12 protein-coding genes are annotated in these 17,751 nt (G+C 70.8%); 5 read left to right on the forward strand and 7 right to left on the reverse strand.

The features are described from left to right. Positions 1-82 precede the first annotated feature (82 nt). Both ABGB06_RS34970 and ABGB06_RS34975 read left to right on the forward strand, forming a co-directional pair. Positions 83-628, forward strand: coding sequence for a MarR family winged helix-turn-helix transcriptional regulator (locus tag ABGB06_RS34970; RefSeq protein ID WP_347598067.1), 546 nt, complete (start codon positions 83-85; stop codon positions 626-628). Between the two features lie 141 nt (positions 629-769). After that, entirely contained in the window at positions 770-2,881 is a 2,112-nt protein-coding gene (locus ABGB06_RS34975; protein ID WP_347598103.1) for a glycoside hydrolase family 36 protein, read from the forward strand. A 51-nt stretch (positions 2,882-2,932) separates the two neighbouring features. Here ABGB06_RS34975 and ABGB06_RS34980 read toward each other — a convergent pair whose 3' ends face one another. The 3 genes from ABGB06_RS34980 to ABGB06_RS34990 form a co-directional block, all read right to left on the reverse strand. After that, positions 2,933-4,321, reverse strand: coding sequence for a condensation domain-containing protein (locus ABGB06_RS34980; protein ID WP_347598070.1), 1,389 nt, complete (start codon positions 4,319-4,321; stop codon positions 2,933-2,935). Positions 4,322-4,372: 51 nt separating this feature from the next. Then, positions 4,373-5,230 carry an SAM-dependent methyltransferase gene (locus ABGB06_RS34985; RefSeq protein ID WP_347598073.1) on the reverse strand — a complete coding sequence of 286 codons (858 nt, stop codon included), beginning with the start codon at positions 5,228-5,230 and terminating at the stop codon, positions 4,373-4,375. A gap of 90 nt (positions 5,231-5,320) precedes the next feature. After that, a complete protein-coding gene (locus ABGB06_RS34990) occupies positions 5,321-6,331 on the reverse strand; it encodes a LacI family DNA-binding transcriptional regulator (RefSeq protein WP_347598076.1) in 1,011 nt (336 codons plus the stop codon). 328 nt (positions 6,332-6,659) lie between these two features. On the opposite strand from ABGB06_RS34990, the gene ABGB06_RS34995 reads away from it, so the two are divergent. Next, positions 6,660-7,631: a glycoside hydrolase family 6 protein gene (locus tag ABGB06_RS34995; protein ID WP_347598079.1), complete on the forward strand. Its 972-nt coding sequence runs from the start codon at positions 6,660-6,662 to the stop codon at positions 7,629-7,631. A gap of 315 nt (positions 7,632-7,946) precedes the next feature. Here ABGB06_RS34995 and ABGB06_RS35000 read toward each other — a convergent pair whose 3' ends face one another. The 4 genes from ABGB06_RS35000 to ABGB06_RS35015 form a co-directional block, all read right to left on the reverse strand. Then, complete coding sequence (locus ABGB06_RS35000) at positions 7,947-9,626, reverse strand: cellulase family glycosylhydrolase (protein ID WP_347598081.1); 1,680 nt, start codon at positions 9,624-9,626, stop codon at positions 7,947-7,949. 733 nt (positions 9,627-10,359) lie between these two features. After that, entirely contained in the window at positions 10,360-11,481 is a 1,122-nt protein-coding gene (locus ABGB06_RS35005; protein ID WP_347598083.1) for a cellulase family glycosylhydrolase, read from the reverse strand. Positions 11,482-11,752: 271 nt separating this feature from the next. Beyond that, positions 11,753-13,126: a glycoside hydrolase family 6 protein gene (locus ABGB06_RS35010; protein ID WP_347598085.1), complete on the reverse strand. Its 1,374-nt coding sequence runs from the start codon at positions 13,124-13,126 to the stop codon at positions 11,753-11,755. Positions 13,127-13,346: 220 nt separating this feature from the next. Beyond that, entirely contained in the window at positions 13,347-14,471 is a 1,125-nt protein-coding gene (locus tag ABGB06_RS35015; RefSeq protein WP_347598087.1) for an endo-1,4-beta-xylanase, read from the reverse strand. Between the two features lie 1,005 nt (positions 14,472-15,476). Here ABGB06_RS35015 and ABGB06_RS35020 point away from each other — a divergent pair. Further along, complete coding sequence (locus ABGB06_RS35020; RefSeq protein ID WP_347598089.1) at positions 15,477-16,388, forward strand: alpha/beta hydrolase; 912 nt, start codon at positions 15,477-15,479, stop codon at positions 16,386-16,388. Positions 16,389-16,661: 273 nt separating this feature from the next. Then, on the forward strand, positions 16,662-17,751 hold a 1,090-nt coding region (locus tag ABGB06_RS35025), incomplete at its 3' end, for a glycoside hydrolase family 95 protein (protein ID WP_347598091.1).

The following is a 17,751-nucleotide window of genomic DNA, read 5'->3' on the forward strand; positions in this document are numbered from 1 at the left end:
GTCGACGTTACGGGCGCGTGCGCACCGCAATATATATCAACGATTGAGTATCTTGATCATTGAGGCATATTAGGATCGGCGCATGACCTCCGAAGCGCACTCGCCCGAGGCCCCGGCCGCAGGGCCCGACCTGCGGTTCTTCGCCGTGCAGCTGCGCCGACTCAACGCGGAGGTCAATCGCCTCGCGCACGTCTTCGCCAACGCCCAGGGCCTGCACGCCACCGACGTTCACGCGTTGGCCGCGATCATGGACGGCCCGGCCCGCGACGGGACGGCCATGACCCCGAGTCGCCTGCGGGAGGAACTCGACCTGACCTCGGGGGCCGTGACCGCCTGCCTCGATCGGCTGGAGCGCGCCGGCCACATCGCCCGGTCCCGGGACGCCGCCGACCGCAGGGTCGTCCATCTGCACTACCTGCCGGCGGCACGCGAGTTCGCGCGCAGCCACTTCGAACCCCTCTCGCGCAGCACCAGGGCCGCGCAGGCCCGCTTCTCAGACGAGGAACTCGCCGTCGTCGCCGACTTCCTGCAGGCACTCAACGAGGAACTCGCCCACGCGCGCCGTCCAGCGGAGCCTGACCCCGCCACGGGCGGCACCGAGCGCCGGACGCCCAGGCGTCCGGACTGAGCCGCGGGCCGGGATAGTTCCGCCGGCCGTGGCATGGTTGTCTGTCCGGGCGGGCGCTGACCTGCCCGACTGTTCGTCCGCACCATCGTCCCGGAGGACGCTGTGAGTCGCTTTACCGATGCCCCTGCCACTGATCCGTTGGTGTGGCGGGCGGGGCCGCTGCTGTTGGAGCTGGATCTTCCGCAGGACGGGCCGGTGGTGGTCAAGCGGTTGGCCCACGAGGGGGTGGCTGATCCGGGGGTGCGTCCGGCGGGCAGCGCCCTGGTGGAGTTGGCCGCGGACGCCGAGCGGCACACCGGGGAGGGCGCCTCGCCGCGGCAGAGCGAGTGGCTGACCGCCTCCCGGCTGCGGCTTGTGGGTCACCGGGAGATGGTGGGGGAGGACGGTGTCCGGGATCTGGTGATCGAGCAGCGGGATCCGGTGACGGGTCTGGTGGTGGCCACGACACTGCGGCACCGTCCTGGCACGGCGACGGTCCAGGCGTTCAACGACGTGGTCAACGACGGGACTCGGCCGGTCACGTTGCGGCACGCGGCGAGTCTCAACGTGCCGGTGACGGCGGAGCGCCTCCATCGTGACCTGCGGGTGCATCTGCCGTTCAACGCCTGGGTGTCGGAGCTGCGTTGGCAGGAGTTCAGCCTGGAGCAGCTCGGGTTGGTCGACGACGGCCCCGGACACTGGCTGGGCTGCACCCAGGTGGCGTATCGGGCGGTGATGCCGGACAGCCGTTCCAGCGGCGGGCAGTTGCCGATGGGCGCGGTCACCGACACCGTCTCGGGTCACACGTGGGCGTGGCAGATCGAGCACAACGGGGCGTGGACCTGGTCGTTGGACGATGACCGGGGCGCGGTGCACGTCCGGCTGTCGGGGCCGGCCGAGGCGGAGCACTCCTGGTCCGCCACGCTCGCGCCCGGGGAGGCTTTTCGTACGGTGCCGGTGTCGGTGACCGCCTCCGACCGGGGCCTTGAGGGCGCGTTGCGGCAGTTGACCACCCACCGCCGGGCGATCCGCCGGCCGCATCCGGACACCGAGCGGCTGCCGGTGATCTTCAACGACTACATGAACTGCCTGATGGGCGACCCGACCCGGGAGAAGCTGCTGCCGCTGATCGACGCGGCGGCCGAGCTGGGCGCGGAGTACTTCGTCATCGACGCCGGCTGGTACGCGGACGACGCCGGGTGGTGGTCCACGGTCGGCGAGTGGCGCGAGTCGGACCTGCGCTTCCCCGGCGGCCTGGCGGAGATCACCGGGCGGATCAGGGACGCCGGCATGGTGCCCGGCCTGTGGCTGGAGCCGGAGGTGGTCGGCGTCAACAGCCCCACCGCCCAACGGCTCCCGGACGAGGCGTTCTTCCTGCGCGACGGGCGGCGCGTGGTCCACCGGGACCGCTACCAGCTCGACTTCCGCCACCCGGCCGCCATCGCCCACCTCGACGAGGTCGTCGACCGGCTGGTCGCCGACCACGGCGCGGGCTACTTCAAGCTGGACTACAACATCACCACCGGACCCGGCACCGACACCGGCGGCCAGGCGCCCGGCGCGGGGCTGCTGGGCCACAACCGGGCGTTCCTCGCCTGGCTGGACGGGCTGCTGGACCGGCATCCGGGCCTGGTGTTGGAGAACTGCTCCTCCGGCGGCATGCGCATGGACTACGCGCTGCTGGCCCGGGCCACCCTGCAGTCCACCAGCGACCAGCAGGACCCGCTGTGCTACGCCCCCATCGCCGCCGCCGCGCCCTCGGGCGTCACCCCGGAACAGGCCGCCGTGTGGGCCTACCCCCAACCCGACTACCCGCCCGAGCTCAACGCCTTCACCATGGTCAGCTCGCTGCTCGGCCGGGTGCACCTCAGCGGCCGGATCGACCTCCTGGACGCCGAACAGCGCGCACTGGTCGCCCGCGCCCTGACCGTGTACCGCGGCCTGCGCCACCGGCTGCCCACCACGCTGCCGAGCTGGCCGCTGGGCCTGCCCGGCTGGTACGACGACTGGGCGGCCCTCGGCCTGGACGACACCGAGGGACTGCTCCTCGCCGTCTGGCGCCGCGGCGGCCGGGAACGGACCGAACTGCCGCTCCCCACCCTGGCCGGTCGGGACGCCGAGGTCACCCAGCTCTTCCCCGACCCCGGCACGGCCACCGGCACGGCCACCGGCACGGCCACGCCGGCCAGCTGGGACCCGACCTCCGGACGACTGACCGTCACGCTCCCCGCGGCACCCTCCGCCTGCCTCCTGCACCTGAGCCCGACCCGCTGAACAGGGCCGGCCCTGACCGAGGGGAGGCGGTGGCCGTCCGCCGGCCGGCCGTCAGCCGGTCAGCGCGCGCCGCGCGGCGTCCGCGGGTGGTGTGTCGTCCCGGTATCCCGCGACGAGGAGTTCCGGCGCGGCGCGCAGCGCCTGTTCGATGAGGTCGGGGGGGAAGACGCGGGTGTCGGCCTGGAGGAGAGCCTCGTCGTTCGGGCCCAGGCGCACGAAGCCGGTGACGTCGTCGCGCGAGGTCCCGCCGGACCACTCGACCGTGGCTGACGCCGCCATGGCCGGAAGGGAGGCGTCCGCGCCGTCCGGGGGCAGGTCCGCGCCGCCCGGGGACGGGTCGAAGACGCCGAACAGGGGATTGACCAGACAGCGCGAACGGTCGGGATGCGTCCCGGGCGGAGCCAGGTCGGTGACGACGCGTCCGGCCTGGACCGGGCAGTACATGGCGTGGCTGTAGGCCTTGATGCACTGCCGGTGGACGTCCCGGAAGAGCTCAGCGAAGGAGCCGTGGTCCAGGTCGATCACGATCGGGACGCACTGCGCGAGCTGTTCCACCGCCTGCCTGTCCCCGGGGCGGGCGCGGTTGGCGCAGATGAGGTGCAGCACACTGCGGTCGGACTCGGCGAGCAGTCCGATCAGCAGGGCCCAGACCGCGACGCCGACCGCGTTGGGCGACACCCTGTGACGCCGGGCCGTCAGCTTGGGCACCGCCGAGATGACGGGGGACCGGACCACGCCCGAGCGGTACCGGGGAACGGACTCGGTGTGCGAGGGCGGGGGGAACAGCCTCGCGGGGTAGCGCTCCACCTGGGACCGCCAGTAGGCGAGCGCCTGTTCGTTGACGCGCCGCCCCGCGGGGGACTGCTCGAAGGCCGCCCGGTCCAGTGGCTGCGGGCGCGCCGCCCCGTCGTCTCGCGGGAACGCGCCGGAGCTCAGGAAGTCGCTCAGTTCACGGCGGAGCACCGCCAGGCCGACCCCGTCACAGAGCAGGTGCGAGACGCAGACGATCAGCGACCGGGGGGCCGTGCCGTCCGTGAGTATCTCCACGCGCAGGGGGACATCATCGAGCTCGATGCTCTGGCCCTGCATCTCGGCGCATGCCGTGGCGACCGCGGCGGTGTCCACCCGCTCCAACGTGCGGACCCCGACCGGGATCTCACCGTCCGCGGAGAGCTCCTGTCGCGGCTCGCCGTCCGGCCCGACGGAAAAGCGCGTACGCAGCGACTCGTGGCGCTCCACCATCCCGACCACGGCCGCCAGCAGACTCTCGACGGCCGTGCCGTCGGGGACGTCCACGGCGCACACCAGGTTGAACCGGCTCCCCAGCTCACCGAGATTCCCGATCTTGTTCCAGATGTCGCGCTGCCCCCAGGCCAGAGGCCCACTCCCCGCACGCAGCCCGGAGTAACTCACCGACCGGACCCCCGTCTTGACACTCACCGCGTCACACTTCCTCTCGCCGCTCCCGCATGATCCCGACCGCACACCCACTCATGGTTTGCGGGCCATGCCGCCGGCGATGAGGAGGCCGCTGTCGTCCAGTGGTTGGGTGACGGGGGTGTCCGGGCGCCACAGGGGCGTCGGGACCACGCCGGGTTCGAGGAGCTCGAAGCCGTCGAAGAAGGCGGTGATCTCCTCGGTGCCGCGCATCTGGCCCCGGCCGATGGCGCGCAGCAGGACGTCCTTCAGGGCGCGTGCCTCGGGGAAGCTGTCGCAGAAGTGGGAGAGGAAGAGGTAGCTGCCGGGGGCGATGCGGGCCTTGTAGGCGTTGACCACGCCCACCGGGTCCTCCTCGTCCAGGATGTGGTGGACCACCGAGAGCATCACCAGGCCGATGGGGCGGGAGAAGTCCAGGAAGCCGACGACATCGGGATGGTCGAGCACGTCGGTCACGTCGAGCAGGTCGGCGGTGACGACCCGGGTGCTGGCGTTGCGGGCCAGCAGGGCCTGGCCGTGGGCGAGCACGATGGGGTCGTTGTCGACGTAGACCACCCGCGCGTTCGGGTTCTCCGCCTGCGCGACCTGGTGGGTGTTCTGCGCGGACGGCAGACCCGAGCCGAGGTCGAGGAACTGGTCGATCCCCTGGCGGGCGAGGTGGCGCACGCCGCGGATGAGCAGGTCGCGGTTGGCACGTGCCGCCCCGATCGGAGCGGGGGAGATCTTCAGGGCCTCCTCGATGACCGCGCGATCCACCGCGTAGTTGTCCTTGCCACCCAACGCCGCGTCGTAGACCCGGGCGATGCTCGGCTTGCTGGTGTCGACCTCGGGCGGCACGTGCTCGGGGTCGGCGGTGGCCCAGCTCCAGTCGTGCGCCTCGCCCGTTCCCGGCTCGCCGTGGCTCTCAACCATGCGTTCCAACTCCTCTGGCTGCCAGCATCGTTGGCTCCCATCAGTCGTCATACGTTCTCACAGAAGTTCCTGCCACGCTTTCCCACCTGGTCAGCTGCTGGAGCGACTGACCAGGTGGGTCGGCAGGATCAGCGGACTGGGTGCCTCGCCGGCGATGAGCGCGACGAGCATGCGTGCCGTCTCGCGGCCCAGCGCCTCGATGGGCTGGTGCACCGTGGTCAGCGACGGTTCGGCGATCCGCGCGATGTCGAGGTCGTCGAAACCCACGACGGCGACGTCGCGGGGGACGACCCGGCCGGCGCCGCGCAGCGCGCGGAGGGCGCCGGCCGCCATGTTGTCGTTGGCCGCGAACACCCCGTCCACGTCCGGGTGCCGTTTCAGCAGTTCGGCCATGGCGCTGGCCCCGCTGGGCTCGGTGAAGTCCCCGATCTCCGGGGCGAAGGGCTCCAGCCCGGCCAGGATCATGGCCTCCCGGTAGCCGCGGTGGCGGGCACGGCTCACCTCGGTGTCCAGCAGCCCGCAGATCAGGGCCACCCGCCTCCGGCCGCGGGCGAGCAGGTGCTCCGTGGCCTGGCGTGCGCCACCCACGTTGTCGGCGTCGACGTACCACGGCGGTTCGTAACCCGCCGGGCGCCCGCCGAAGACCACGGGCAGCTCCGTCTCCCGGGCGATGTGCAACACCGGGTCGTTCTCCCGCACGGCCATCAGCATGACGCCGTCGACGCCTCGGGCGCGCAGCAGTTCCTCCAGCCGCCGTCGGCCGCGGTCGGCGGCCGCCAGACACAGCATCAGGTGCAGGTCGGCCTCCTCCAGGGCGGCGGAGGCGCCCACGATCACCCTGGCGAAGAACGGGTCGGCGAAGATCGACGGGGTCTCTCCCGAGATGACGAGGGCGGCCGCGCCCCGCTGGCGGGTCGCCAGCGCCCGTGCCGTGGTGTTCGGCACGTAGCCGAGCTCCCTGATGGCACGGTGGACCGCCTCGCGCTTGGCGCGGCTGACGTGCGGGGCGTTGTTGAGCGCCCGGGAGGCCGCGGAACGTGAGACGCCGGCCCGCTCGGCCACCTCGTCCAGTGTGGGCTGCCGGCGCGGCACGTCTGTCATGGACGGCGGGCCCCCTCTCGCTGTGGATGCCGAGATGCTACCTCCCGGGGCGTGGAAGCGCTTCCAGTTTCGGTGGTCTTGACGGCTTCCCGAAGGCGAGCGAAGGGCGGCGTGTTTCATGTCTTGACAGCGCTCAACAGGTCACACACCATACCGACGTACCCCCTTGGGTCGCCCCAGCGAGCTGGGAGCGCTCCCAAATCTCGGCCTTCTCGGCCCTCGGCGTCCGACACGCCCTGGTGCCGCGGCCCGGCGCCATCGCACCCCGCCTCGCGGGCTCGGGACGAGAGCCGCGTGGCGCTTCCCTCCCCACGAATGAGGTACATCGATGCGCACACTGCTACGCGGGGCGGTGGCGGGGCTTCTCGCCCTGCCACTGTTCCTCGGCTCGTCGCCGTCCGCGCAGGCGGCGCCCGACCCGCTCGCCATGACCAGCGGCTTCTACGTCGACCCGAACTCCAGCCCCGCCGTCTGGTCGGCAGCCAACCCCGGTGACGGGCGGGCCTCCGCCATCCGCAACTCCATCGCCAACGTCCCGGCGGCCCGCTGGTTCGGCTCCTGGAGCGGCGACATCGGCTCCGCCGCCGGCTCCTTCGTCGGCGCGGCCCAGTCCGCCGACAAGCTGCCGATCCTCGTCGCCTACAACATGTACGGCCGCGACGCCTGCGGTGGGCACTCGGGAGGCGGAGCCGCGTCCCCGTCCGAGTACGCGAACTGGATCTCCGCCTTCGCCAGCGGAATCGGCAGCCGACCGGCCGTCGTCATCCTCGAACCCGACGCCCTGGGCGACTACAACTGCATGACCCAGGACCAGATCAACGAGCGCCAGAACATGCTCACCAACGCCCTCTCGCAGTTCCGGTCCAAGGCGCCGAACGCCTGGGTCTACCTCGACGCGGGCAACCCCGGCTGGGTCGACGCCTCGACCATGGCCGATCGCCTCAACGCCTCGGGGCTCAGCCTCGCCAGGGGCTTCTCCCTCAACGTCTCGAACTACTTCCCCACCGCGGAGAACGCCTCCTACGCCGGCAGCGTCAACCAGGTGCTGAGCCAGCGCCACGGCTACAGCAAGCCGTTCGTCGTGGACACGAGCCGCAACGGCAACGGCGCCAACGGCGAGTGGTGCAACCCCGGCGGCCGGAAGATCGGCACACCCACCCAGGAGGGGGGCAACGGCGCCGAGATGCTGCTGTGGATCAAGACCCCCGGTGAGTCCGACGGCGACTGCGGTGTCGGAGGGGGTTCCACGGCCGGGCAGTTCCTGCCGGAGGTCGCCTACAAGATGATCTTCGGGTACTGACGAGAATCGTGTGACAGCCGCCTCGGCGCCGGCGCACCGCGCCGGCGCCAGGGCCGGGCACCTTCTCGCCGCGCACGCTCTCCACTGGCCGCCCTTCGTGTGGCTCCGGCGTTCTCGCATATCGCCGGAGCCACACGTCGTCACTGGTAGCTGACGCCGAACTGGTTGTTTGAGCGGATCCCGGGCCTGCGGCCCTGGGGTCCGGCTGACCTCCCGGGCCTGGTGGTCGGGGAGGAAGACACATGGCGAGAAGGCGAGAAGGACCGGGCCCGGCGATCCCGTCCAGGTGGATCGCCGGGCCCGGCGCATGGGGGATCAGGTCGCGGTGCCCGTGATGGTGCTGCCGGACCTGGTCAGGGTGTAGGTGACGGTCTCGCCGCTCCAGAAGTGGAACGTCAGGTTGACGGTGGAGTTGTCGGTGACTTCGGCGAAGAACGCCTCGGTCAGGGTGATCCGGCCGGCGGCGTAGTCCGGCGCGAACGTGGTGGCGAACTCCTTGTACGACGTCCAGTTCTGCGGGCCGGCGTTGGTGCCGTCGGCGTAGACCGCCTCCATGGTGGCCAGCCGGTCGCCGTTGAACGCCGTCGGGATGGCCAGGGAACTGGTGGTGCCGGTGGCGTCCTGCGGCACGGGGGTGTCATAGGTGATGACGTTCACGTCCCAGGGCAGCCCGCCGGAGAACCGCAGCGACAGCGTGGCGTTGACGCCGTGGCCCTGGCCCTCGGTGAGGCGGGCCAGCGCGGCGCCCGTGATCGTCAGCTGGTCACCGCTGACGGTGTAGTCCTGGCCCTCGGTGAGCGTCTCCGACCCGTTGGCGATGGAGGTGAGGGTGTTGCCGCTGAGGTTCAGCGTGACCGTGGCGTCCGTGGGCTGCTCGCCGGCGGGGACGAAGACCTGGTCGGTGGAGGCCGTGGCGGAGTCCGTGGTCCAGCTCGACTCGATCCGCTGGAACAGGGCCGGGTCCTGCCATGCGAACGAGTCGCGGTCGAGGTGCTGGCCGTTGTCCCACCACATGGTGGTGATCTGCTTCTGGCGGGCGTAGGAGCCGAAGAGTTCGAAGAACTTCAGCATCTCCCCGCGCTCGACGGTGTCGAGGCTCTTGTCGAAGCCGAGCAGGCCGTACTCGCCGAGGATCACCGGGATGCCCTGGGAGACGAACGTGTCGTGGACCCGGTCGAAGGAGCCGGTGAGGTCGGCCTGTGACTCCGCGTCGAAGCGGGTGTAGCCGGCGATGTTCACGCTGAATGGCCAGAAGCCGTAGTAGTGGATGGTCGCCGCGATGTTGGGGTCGTCCAGGGCGGCGATGGTGTCCGCCAGGGGGTCGAGCTTGTCCTGGTCGGCGTTGGTGTGCAGGGTCGGCAGGACCAGGACGCGGGTGGCGTTGGTGCCGCCGGAGTCGCGCACGATCGAGTGGAAGCTGGTGTTGAGCTCGTCCAGCAGCTCGTGCTCCTGCGCCTCGCCGGAACTGCCCTCGAACTGCGGCTCGTTGACGCTCTCGAACAGCAGCTCCGGTGGGGCGTCACGGAACCTCTCGGCGATCTGGGTCCAGGTGGCGGTGTAGCGGGCCATCACGGTGTCGTGCTGGGCCGGCATCTGGTGGATCCACTGCCAGGAGTCGTGGTGGGTGTTGAGCAGGACGTACAGGCCCTCGTCCAGGGCGATGTTCACGACCTCCTCGACCCGGTCCAGCCAGGCCTGGTCGATCGTGTAGTCCGGTGCCCCGCCCTGGTGGTCGGTCCAGGTCACGGGGAGCCGGATGCTGTTGAAGCCCTGTTCGTGTACGGCGGCGAGCAGTTCACGGGTGATCCGCGGGTTGCCCCACGACGTCTCGTCGGGGATGGCGTCCATGGTGTTGCCCACGTTCCAGCCCGGCTGCATCGCCGCGACCGTCTCCTGCGCCGCGGACATCTCCTGCGGCCTCGGGGCCGTCTCGTCGCCCGATTTCGAGGCCAGGGCGGTCGCCGGCAGCGCCGCGAGACCGAGGAGGACCGCCACGAGGGCGATCAGGAGCCTGTGCTTTCGAGGTTTCACAAGTCGTCCCGTTTCTGTGGGGGTAGACGGGTGACGCCCGTCGACGGTGGCGAGAGTGACGGGTGAACCGATCGGCCGCGTCCGCCGTGGTGCTCCATGCCGTTCGGCGACGGAACCGACGGCAGGCGCGACAGACGTCATATGAGTGATCGAAGCGCTTCGATTCCGGCGAGAGTAGGGCGGAACCGCGGGGCGCACAAGCCCTGAGGCAGAAGTGGGATGAGCCGGTCCGGTCGCGATGCGACCGGCAGGACTAGGTCCTGTCCGGTGGATCGATGGGGGCACCTCCCAGCTTTCCAAGCTGGGGGAGGGTCAGCCTGCGGCTCCCCAGGCCCTTGAGGCCTGGGAGGTGCCCCCATGACGCCGTGCGTCGCAAGGCGCCGGATCGCCACTCGTACGAATGGGGGCACCTCCCGGACGGAGTCTGGGGGAGTCGCGGGCCCGCGAAGATCCGCCGGACAGGGCCTGGGGGCTTCGGGCCGCTGTCGGATGGCCCGGGGGCGCGGGCGAGGCTCCCACTAGCGTCGAAGCGCTTCGACAACCACTTCGACGATCCCCTCGAACGTGGACGGGCCGGGACCGCCGGGCACCGCTGTGCCGAGGCGTGGCGCGGCACGGGTGCCCGGCGGCGTTCGGCGGAGTTGGGCGGGGGCTTGGGCGTTGGTCAGGCCGTGTGGGGTGTGGTTGCCGTGGGTTGTCAGATGCCCCAGGCGTGGTGGAGTCGGTCGACCATGCTGGTGCTGCGTACGCGGAGGGTCAGGTTGGTGCCGCTGCCTTCGAGGGCGTAGAGGGAGTACCAGTCGTAGTCGGGGCGTTGGGTGTGCTTGCCGCCGAGGGCGGGCCAGTAGACGGCGCCCATGTCGTGGTTGCGGACGGTGTCGGTGGCGGCGCGGATGTAGCGGACGAAGTTGTCGGTGCTGTTGGCGTCGTTGTAGTTGCGGCCGTCGTCCGTCGGGGCGCCGAACTCGTCCAGGACGGTGCGTGATCCGCAGTTCCCGATCCGGGCGGCGAGGGTGCTCATCCACTGGTCGTAGGTCATCTCGCCGTGGAAGAACGTGTACGAGTGGAGCGAGAGGTAGGTCCCGTCGAGGCGGCTGTCGGCGCAGACGCCGGTGACGTCCTGGTTGAATCCTGAACCGCTGACGAAGACGCGCTCCGCGGGGATCGACGGGCGGTCGGTGATCCAGGTGGCGGCGATGTTGGCCCAGTCGCCGGCGCTGTAGCCGTGGGGTTCGTTCATCGGCTCGAAGTGGACCCGGCTGTTGGACTCCCACCGGGTGGTGGCCGCGTCCCACATCGCGTTGAAGGCCTCCGTGTCGACGATCCTTCCGCCGGAGGAAGCGCCGTCCTCCCAGTAGGAGAGGATCACGTTGAAGCCGGCCTCGGTGGCGGCGTCGACGGCTCCGGCGTAGCGGTCGCCCCAGGCGGTGCCCGGGACGGATTGGGTGTTGATGGGCAGCCGGACGGTGTTGGCGTCGATCGTGCTCGCGAAGCCCTCGATGACGGCGGCGGCCTTGGCCTTGACGGTGTCGTAGCTGTCGGACTCGCTCAGTCCCTCGGGGACGACGGGTCCGTCGGTGAAGTTGTCGCCGGGCATGGCCCAGTTCACGCCCCTGAAGTCGGCGGCGGCCAACGGAGCGGGCTCGGCCGCCGGCCCCGCGTCGGGCTCGGCCGCCGCGGACGTCAGCGCCGCGACTGGCACGGCGACGAGGGCGGCGAGCGTGGCCGCCAGGGCGCGGCGCCGGCGGCGGTGGGAACGGGCGCCGGGTGCGGTGAATCGGCCCTCGCCGGTCGTGGGTGTGGTGGGGAGATGGGACATGGTCTTCCCTTCCTTCTGGGTCAGCCTTCTGGGCAGGCCCGCGTCCCCTGTCGGGCCACCGGTGCGACGGCCTGTGGAGGCGAGGAAGGACACAGGCCGTCGGGTGACCCTCGGAAGACGCCGGCGAGCGCGCGGGGGCGGGTCACGCGGGATCAGGTGCGTGGCATCCGACGCGTCTCGCCCCCGGTGCCTGGGACACCGGAGGCGAGTGGCGCGGGGATCCTCGGACCTCCGTCGGGTTCAGCCAGGCTCTGTCAGCCGATCGCGGAGATCACAGGGGCGGGTAGGCGTTCTCCATGAGCTCCTGGAACTGCGCCTCGAACCAGTGGCCGGAGAGCGGGGCTCCGCCCAGGGCACCGGACATGTGGTTCTGGTTGAGCGGGTTGCCCTCGTACGTCGGGTCGCACATCCGGTCGAAGCCCTTGCCCTCGTCGTTCGGGATCTCCTCGCTGGAGCCGTCCGACTCCCCCGGGGGCTTGATCCAGGCGTAGGCGTCGATACCCGAGGCGGGCGCGGCCTGCGGCCGCTCACCGAGGCCGGCACCGGACTGGTTGCACCAGTTGCCGGTGTGGATCCGCTGGTCGACCCGACCCTCGTTGACGTACTCGTCGACGCTGGTCTCCGGGCCGGGACCCGGGAGCTCAGGACCCCAGCCGTTGCGCGAGGTGTCGATGATCAGACCGTGGTTACCATCCACCGCGGCGGCGAAGTCCAGGCCGAAGTCGGTGTTGTTGGTGTACTGGTTCCAGTCGATCCACTCCGACTGGCGGACCGGGGTGCCGCCGATCGTCTCGTCGATCGAGAAGTTGGGCTCCTCGAGCGAACCGTAGTTGGCGACGTTCACCGCGATGCCCGCGACCTTGTCGGGACTGGACGGGGCGGTGTTGATGACCTCGTTGAACAGGTCGGCGGCCGGCTGGAAGTTGGTGTCCCAGCCGAGCCAGCCCCAGTGGCCGGCGTCCAGGTAGTTGTAGACGTTCTCGTACTCGCCGAGCGTGCCGACGTTGTACGAGACGCCTTCCTGGTAGTTGCCGTTGTCGAGCATCTCGTTGCACTCGTCGGTGGCCGTCTCGGCGGAGCCCGTGTTGGTGATGAGGTTCGGCAGCGAGTCGATCTCGACGATGTTCACGATGCGGAGGTTGGGGTTCGCCGTGGCGTACTCGCCGACGATCTCCGCGATCGGGTCGATGAACTCCGTCTTGTACCGGTCGATCTCGTCCGGACCGAGTTCGCCGTTGGAGGCGAGGGCCGAGCAGTCACGGCCTGGCAGGTTGTAGGTGACCATCTGGAACACGTACGGCTCGCCGTTGGCCTGCTCCACGGCGCGCTGCAGGTGCTCCTCCAGGCCGGTGCTGTTGCCGGCGGAGCCGCCCGTGATGGCCGCGATCCGGTCCAGCCACACTCCGGTGGGCTGGTCGGCGACCGCGGACCCGCCCGAGGCCTCCGCGTTGGCGGACCAGTCGGGGTTCACGTACACGCCCGCGCCCTGGTAGGGGTTGTCCACCCGCTCGAAGGTGACCGGGCCCTCGTCGGCAGAGGCGAGGCTCAGGGTGCCCGCGGTGAGGGCGACCGCGGATACCAGCGCGCCCGCGTACAGCGCGGGCCGCCGACCTCGGCGGTGCCGTGGGGGGTTGGTGCGGCTCATTGCGTTCCTTCCTTTCAGAAGGGTTCTCTGGTGGCTGTTCTCAGGTGACGGGTGGTCACCTGTTTCTTCACGCCGGCCGAGCGCCGGGACGGCGCGTGACGGTGGCCGGACGGCTGGGGTGGGGGAGCGGGACGGCCGGGGCACCAGGGGCGGGACGCACCGCCGCGTGGCGGACGCGGGTGGCCCGCCCCTGGTGACTGGGATGGTCGCGGTTCGGGGCTCAGACGAGGCCGGGGACCGGGACGCTCTCCCGCCGTGCCATCTGGTCGTACGCGGCCGCGTCGGGCTGGTCGTCCCGTTCGCCGCTGGCACCGCCGGCGGCGTTCAGCGCCTCCAACACGGCGGTGTAGGCCTCCTTCTTCTGGTAGTTGGCGTCGAACAGCAGCGGGGTGTCCTGACCGCGCCAGGAGTACTTGTCGGTGATGCCCCAGGTGGTGATGCCGGTGCAGCGGGCGACGGCCACGCAGGACTCGGTGACGGTCCGGTAGACGTCGGCCTGCGCGCTACCGGAGCCGCCGACGTCCAGTTCGGTGATCTCCACGTCGACGCCGAGGTCGGAGAAGCGCTGCAGGTTCTCCTGGTAGGTGCTGAGGTCGGAGTCCTGGCTGAGGTGGGTCTGGATGCCCACGCAGTCGATGGGCACGCCGCGGGCGAGGAAGTCCTCGACCATCGCGTAGACCCCGTCGCTCTTGGCGTTGACGCCGTCCAGGTTGTAGTCGTTGTAGCAGAGCCTGGCGTCGGGATCGGCGGCGTCGGCGGCCCGGAACGCCTCCTCGATCCAGCCGTCGCCCATCTGCTGCTGGAGGTTGGACTGCCGGCGGCTGCCGTCCTCCTCGAACGCCTCGTTGACCACGTCCCAGGAGTAGATCTGTCCGGCGTAGTGGCTGGCGACGCCGGTGATGTGGTCGACCATCGCCTGGCGCAGGCTGTCGCCGGTCAGGCCCTGGACCCAGCCGGGCTGCTGGGCGTGCCAGACCAGGGTGTGGCCGCGCACGGACATGCCCTGGCTCTGCGCGTGGGCGACGATCGCGTCACCGCCGCTGAAGCTGAACTGGCCCTGGTTGGGCTCGGTGGCGTCCCATTTCATGGCGTTCTCGGCCACGACGCTGTTGAACTCGGTGTTCAGCGTGGACGCGTAGTCGGCCTCGCCGAGGAAGTTGGGGGCGATGGCGGCACCGAAGTACCGGCCGCTCTGGGCCGCGGCGGCGCCGAGGGTGTCGGCCTGGGCCGTGGCGGAGCCGGTGGACATGACGACGCCCGCCGCCGCCAGCCCGCCGGTCACCACGACGGCGACCGAGAGCCGGACGAGCCGGCGCCCGCGCCGCATGGGCGAACTGCTGATCACGTGGAACCTCTTTCTTCCGGTGGGGGAGACAGGGGGAGGACCCCTGTCCGGAGTGGTGGTCTGAGTGACGGCGCCGCGGCTCCTGACCGCACCGCGTGACCGGCCGTGGGCCTGCCGGGGGCGTGGGGGCGCGATGTGGGGGGTTGGTACCGAGCGCGGTGCGGCGAGGCGCGGGCCGCTGAGCTCAGGCGGCGGGAGTGTTCCTCCCGACCTGTCGGGAGGGTCTGCGGTCGCCCGCGGGACAGCCCCGTCGGCCCGCGTGCGCGTGGCCCGCCGGCCGCAGCTCGTGGTGTCGGCCCGCGGTGAGCCGGCGGCTTCGCCGACACCGACGGCGTGAGCTACGCGGTCTGGCGGCACTCATGTCCCGCGGGTCCGGGATCCTTCGTCGGGCCACGTCCATGGCCATGACAACTCCGATTCGCAGCGCCCCTGCTCGCCCCAACGAAACCACGAAGGCCAACGAACTGCAATAGGACGTATGACGGGTCAGAGTCATCGTGGGCGCACGCGTACCGTAATGTCGGGGCTGCAGTGGGGTTTGCCCCTGTCTGGTCGCAAAATTGGCCAGGGAAAGGCGACTTGGGAGAAAATCCGTACGACGTATGTTGACTCTTGCCCGGAGGGTCTAGCATCCTGGCGGTGCGACCAGTCAGTCGGCGTTCGATATGCCGGTCGTGCGGAACTGGTCGTACCGACCTGTGCCCGTCCCACAGGCCATGGCACGACACGCACGCGCACCATCAGTTTTTCGTTCCGGTGAGGTCCCCCCACACGCCACCGTGCCGGACACCATGGACAGGCGATGCTCCCGTGGATGGGCCCTCCGGCAGAGCCGCCACGGAGTCGCCATGCTCGTTTCCGCACGTCGTTTCCGCTCACGCCCGCGGTGCGTGGTCGTGGTCACCCACTCCGACGACGGTCGCTGACACGCTCTCGTGGGTTCGGGCCTCCGGCAGCCGGAGCCTCACGGAGTGACGCATCCCCCCACACATGAAGGAGTCACCCATGACGATGCGACGACGCACGCTCCTGGGTCTCGGCGCGGCCGGCGTGGTCGGCATGAGCGCGGCCCTGGTCGGCGCCGCGCCGGTGCAGGCACGCGCGTTCCGCAGTGCCGGGCAGGCACCCACCCAGCCCTTCGCGATCGGAGTACGGGAGTACTCCTGGTCCCGCGGCGGGCGCAGCCTGTTCACCAAGGTGTTCTATCCGACGGCCGGCAGCCCCGGCGGCGACCCGATCCCCAACGCCCCCGTCGCCGACGGCGTGTTCCCCATCGCCGAGTTCAGCCACGGCATGGGCTGCAACTCCGACTGCTACGCGTCCCAGACCCACGGCCTGGCCTCCGCCGGATTCATCTGCCCCGCCCCGTCCTTCTCGGACAACACCAACATCGGGAGCGTCTACGGCGGCGAGTGGTCCAGGGACGTCTCCGAGGTCATCACCCAGACGCTGGCGTTGAACAACGCCTCGGGCGACCCGCTCGCCGGGCACATCGACACGGCGGCCGGTGTCGGCGTCTCGGGCCACTCCATGGGCGGCATGACCACCCACGGCCTGGTCAGCGCCTGGCCGGACGACCGGATCGCCGCCGCCGTACCCATCGCCTGCGTGGACATGGGCAACCCCACCAGCGCGTTCGCCAACGTGCTGTTCATCCACGGCGACCAGGACCCGACCTGCCAGATCTCCTCGGCCCGCCAGGCGTACTCGGAACTCGCCGCGCCCAAGGCGTTCCTCACCCACCTCGGAGCGGACCACGGCGGGTACCTCGTCCCGGGCTTCCCGACCTACGCCCAGACCGAGAACACCTTCCTCGACTGGTTCCGGTGGAGCCTGTACGGCGACACCGCCGCCCGCGACCGCCTCCCCGCCGGCGCCACCGCCAACGGGACCAGCTGGGAATCGGTCATGGAGTAGTCACGCGCTCCAACAACTCGTCGTGCCGGTGCGGTTGGCCGCCCGGGGGAGCCGTCTCGGCATTCGGAGCCGGCGAACCGCAGCGGTACGGCGGAGGTGCCTCCCAGGGTCAGTTTGTCGACCCTCCAGCGACCCGCGGCTGGCCCTGGGCGGGCGCCCTCACACGTCTGTCGCGAGGCCGAGAGGTCCGACCACCCGGCCCCGGCTTCCGACCGGCTCGTGCCCCGCAGTCCTGCACCGATTCCGACGCGCCACCCGACAGAGGAGTCGTCGATGTCCCCACGCACGAATCGCAGGAACTTCCTGGCCCTCTCCGCCGCCGGCGTGGCCGGCGTCGGTGCGGCCACGGGTACGGCCTCGGCCATGCCGACGGCCGAGCACACCGCGGAACCCGGCGTCTCCCCCGCGGACACGACCAGCACCGGCCGGCCTCTCCAGGAGCATCAGCTGCGCCTGTGGTACCCCGGCGAGGCGACCGAATGGCTGGAGGCGTTGCCGATCGGCAACGGCCGGTTGGGTGCCATGGTCTTCGGCGGCGTCGCCGCCGAGCGGCTCCAGCTCAACGAGGACACGATCTGGGCCGGCGGGCCGTACGACCCCGCCAACCCCAACGGCCTGGGCAACCTGGAGGAGATCAGACGCCGGGTGTTCGCCGGGGACTGGGGCGGTGCCCAGTCGCTGATCGACGGCAGCTTCATGGGCGATCCGCTCGGCGAACTGCCCTACCAGACGGTCGGCGACCTGGTGCTGACGTTCCCCTCCGGCGGGGCGGCCAGTGACTACCGGCGGGAGCTCGACCTCACCACCGCCGTGGCCCTGACCCGTTTCACCCGCGACGGCGTCACCTACACCCGGGAGACCTTCGCCAGCGCCGCCGACCAGGTCATCGTGATCCGGCTGACGGCCGACGCCGCCGGCCGCATCTCGTTCTCGGCGGCCTTCGACAGCCCTCAGTCCAGCTCCGACCACTCGCCGGACCCGCTGACGATCGGGCTGGACGGAAGCACGGGGAACTGGGAGGGAGTCACCGGGCAGGTGCGGTTCCGGGCACTGGCCACCGTGCGGAACACCGGCGGCACGGTCACCAGCGCGAACGGGACCCTGACCGTCAGCGGTGCCGACGACGTGACCCTGTTGGTCTCGATCGGCAGCAACTACACCAGCTACCAGGACCTGACCGGCGACCAGAACGGCCGTGCGCTCGACCCCCTGCTGGCGGCGGGCGACCGGTCATATGACGAGCTGCGGTCTCGCCACGTCGCCGACTACCAGCAGTACTTCGGCCGGACCGCCCTGGATGTGGGCAGCACCGACGCCGCCGAACTGCCCACGGACCAGCGGGTGGCGGGTTTCGCGGGGGGTG

Origin of the sequence: Streptomyces sp. B6B3 (assembly GCF_039871525.1) — a bacterium.
Taxonomy (GTDB): Bacteria; Actinomycetota; Actinomycetes; order Streptomycetales; family Streptomycetaceae; genus Streptomyces.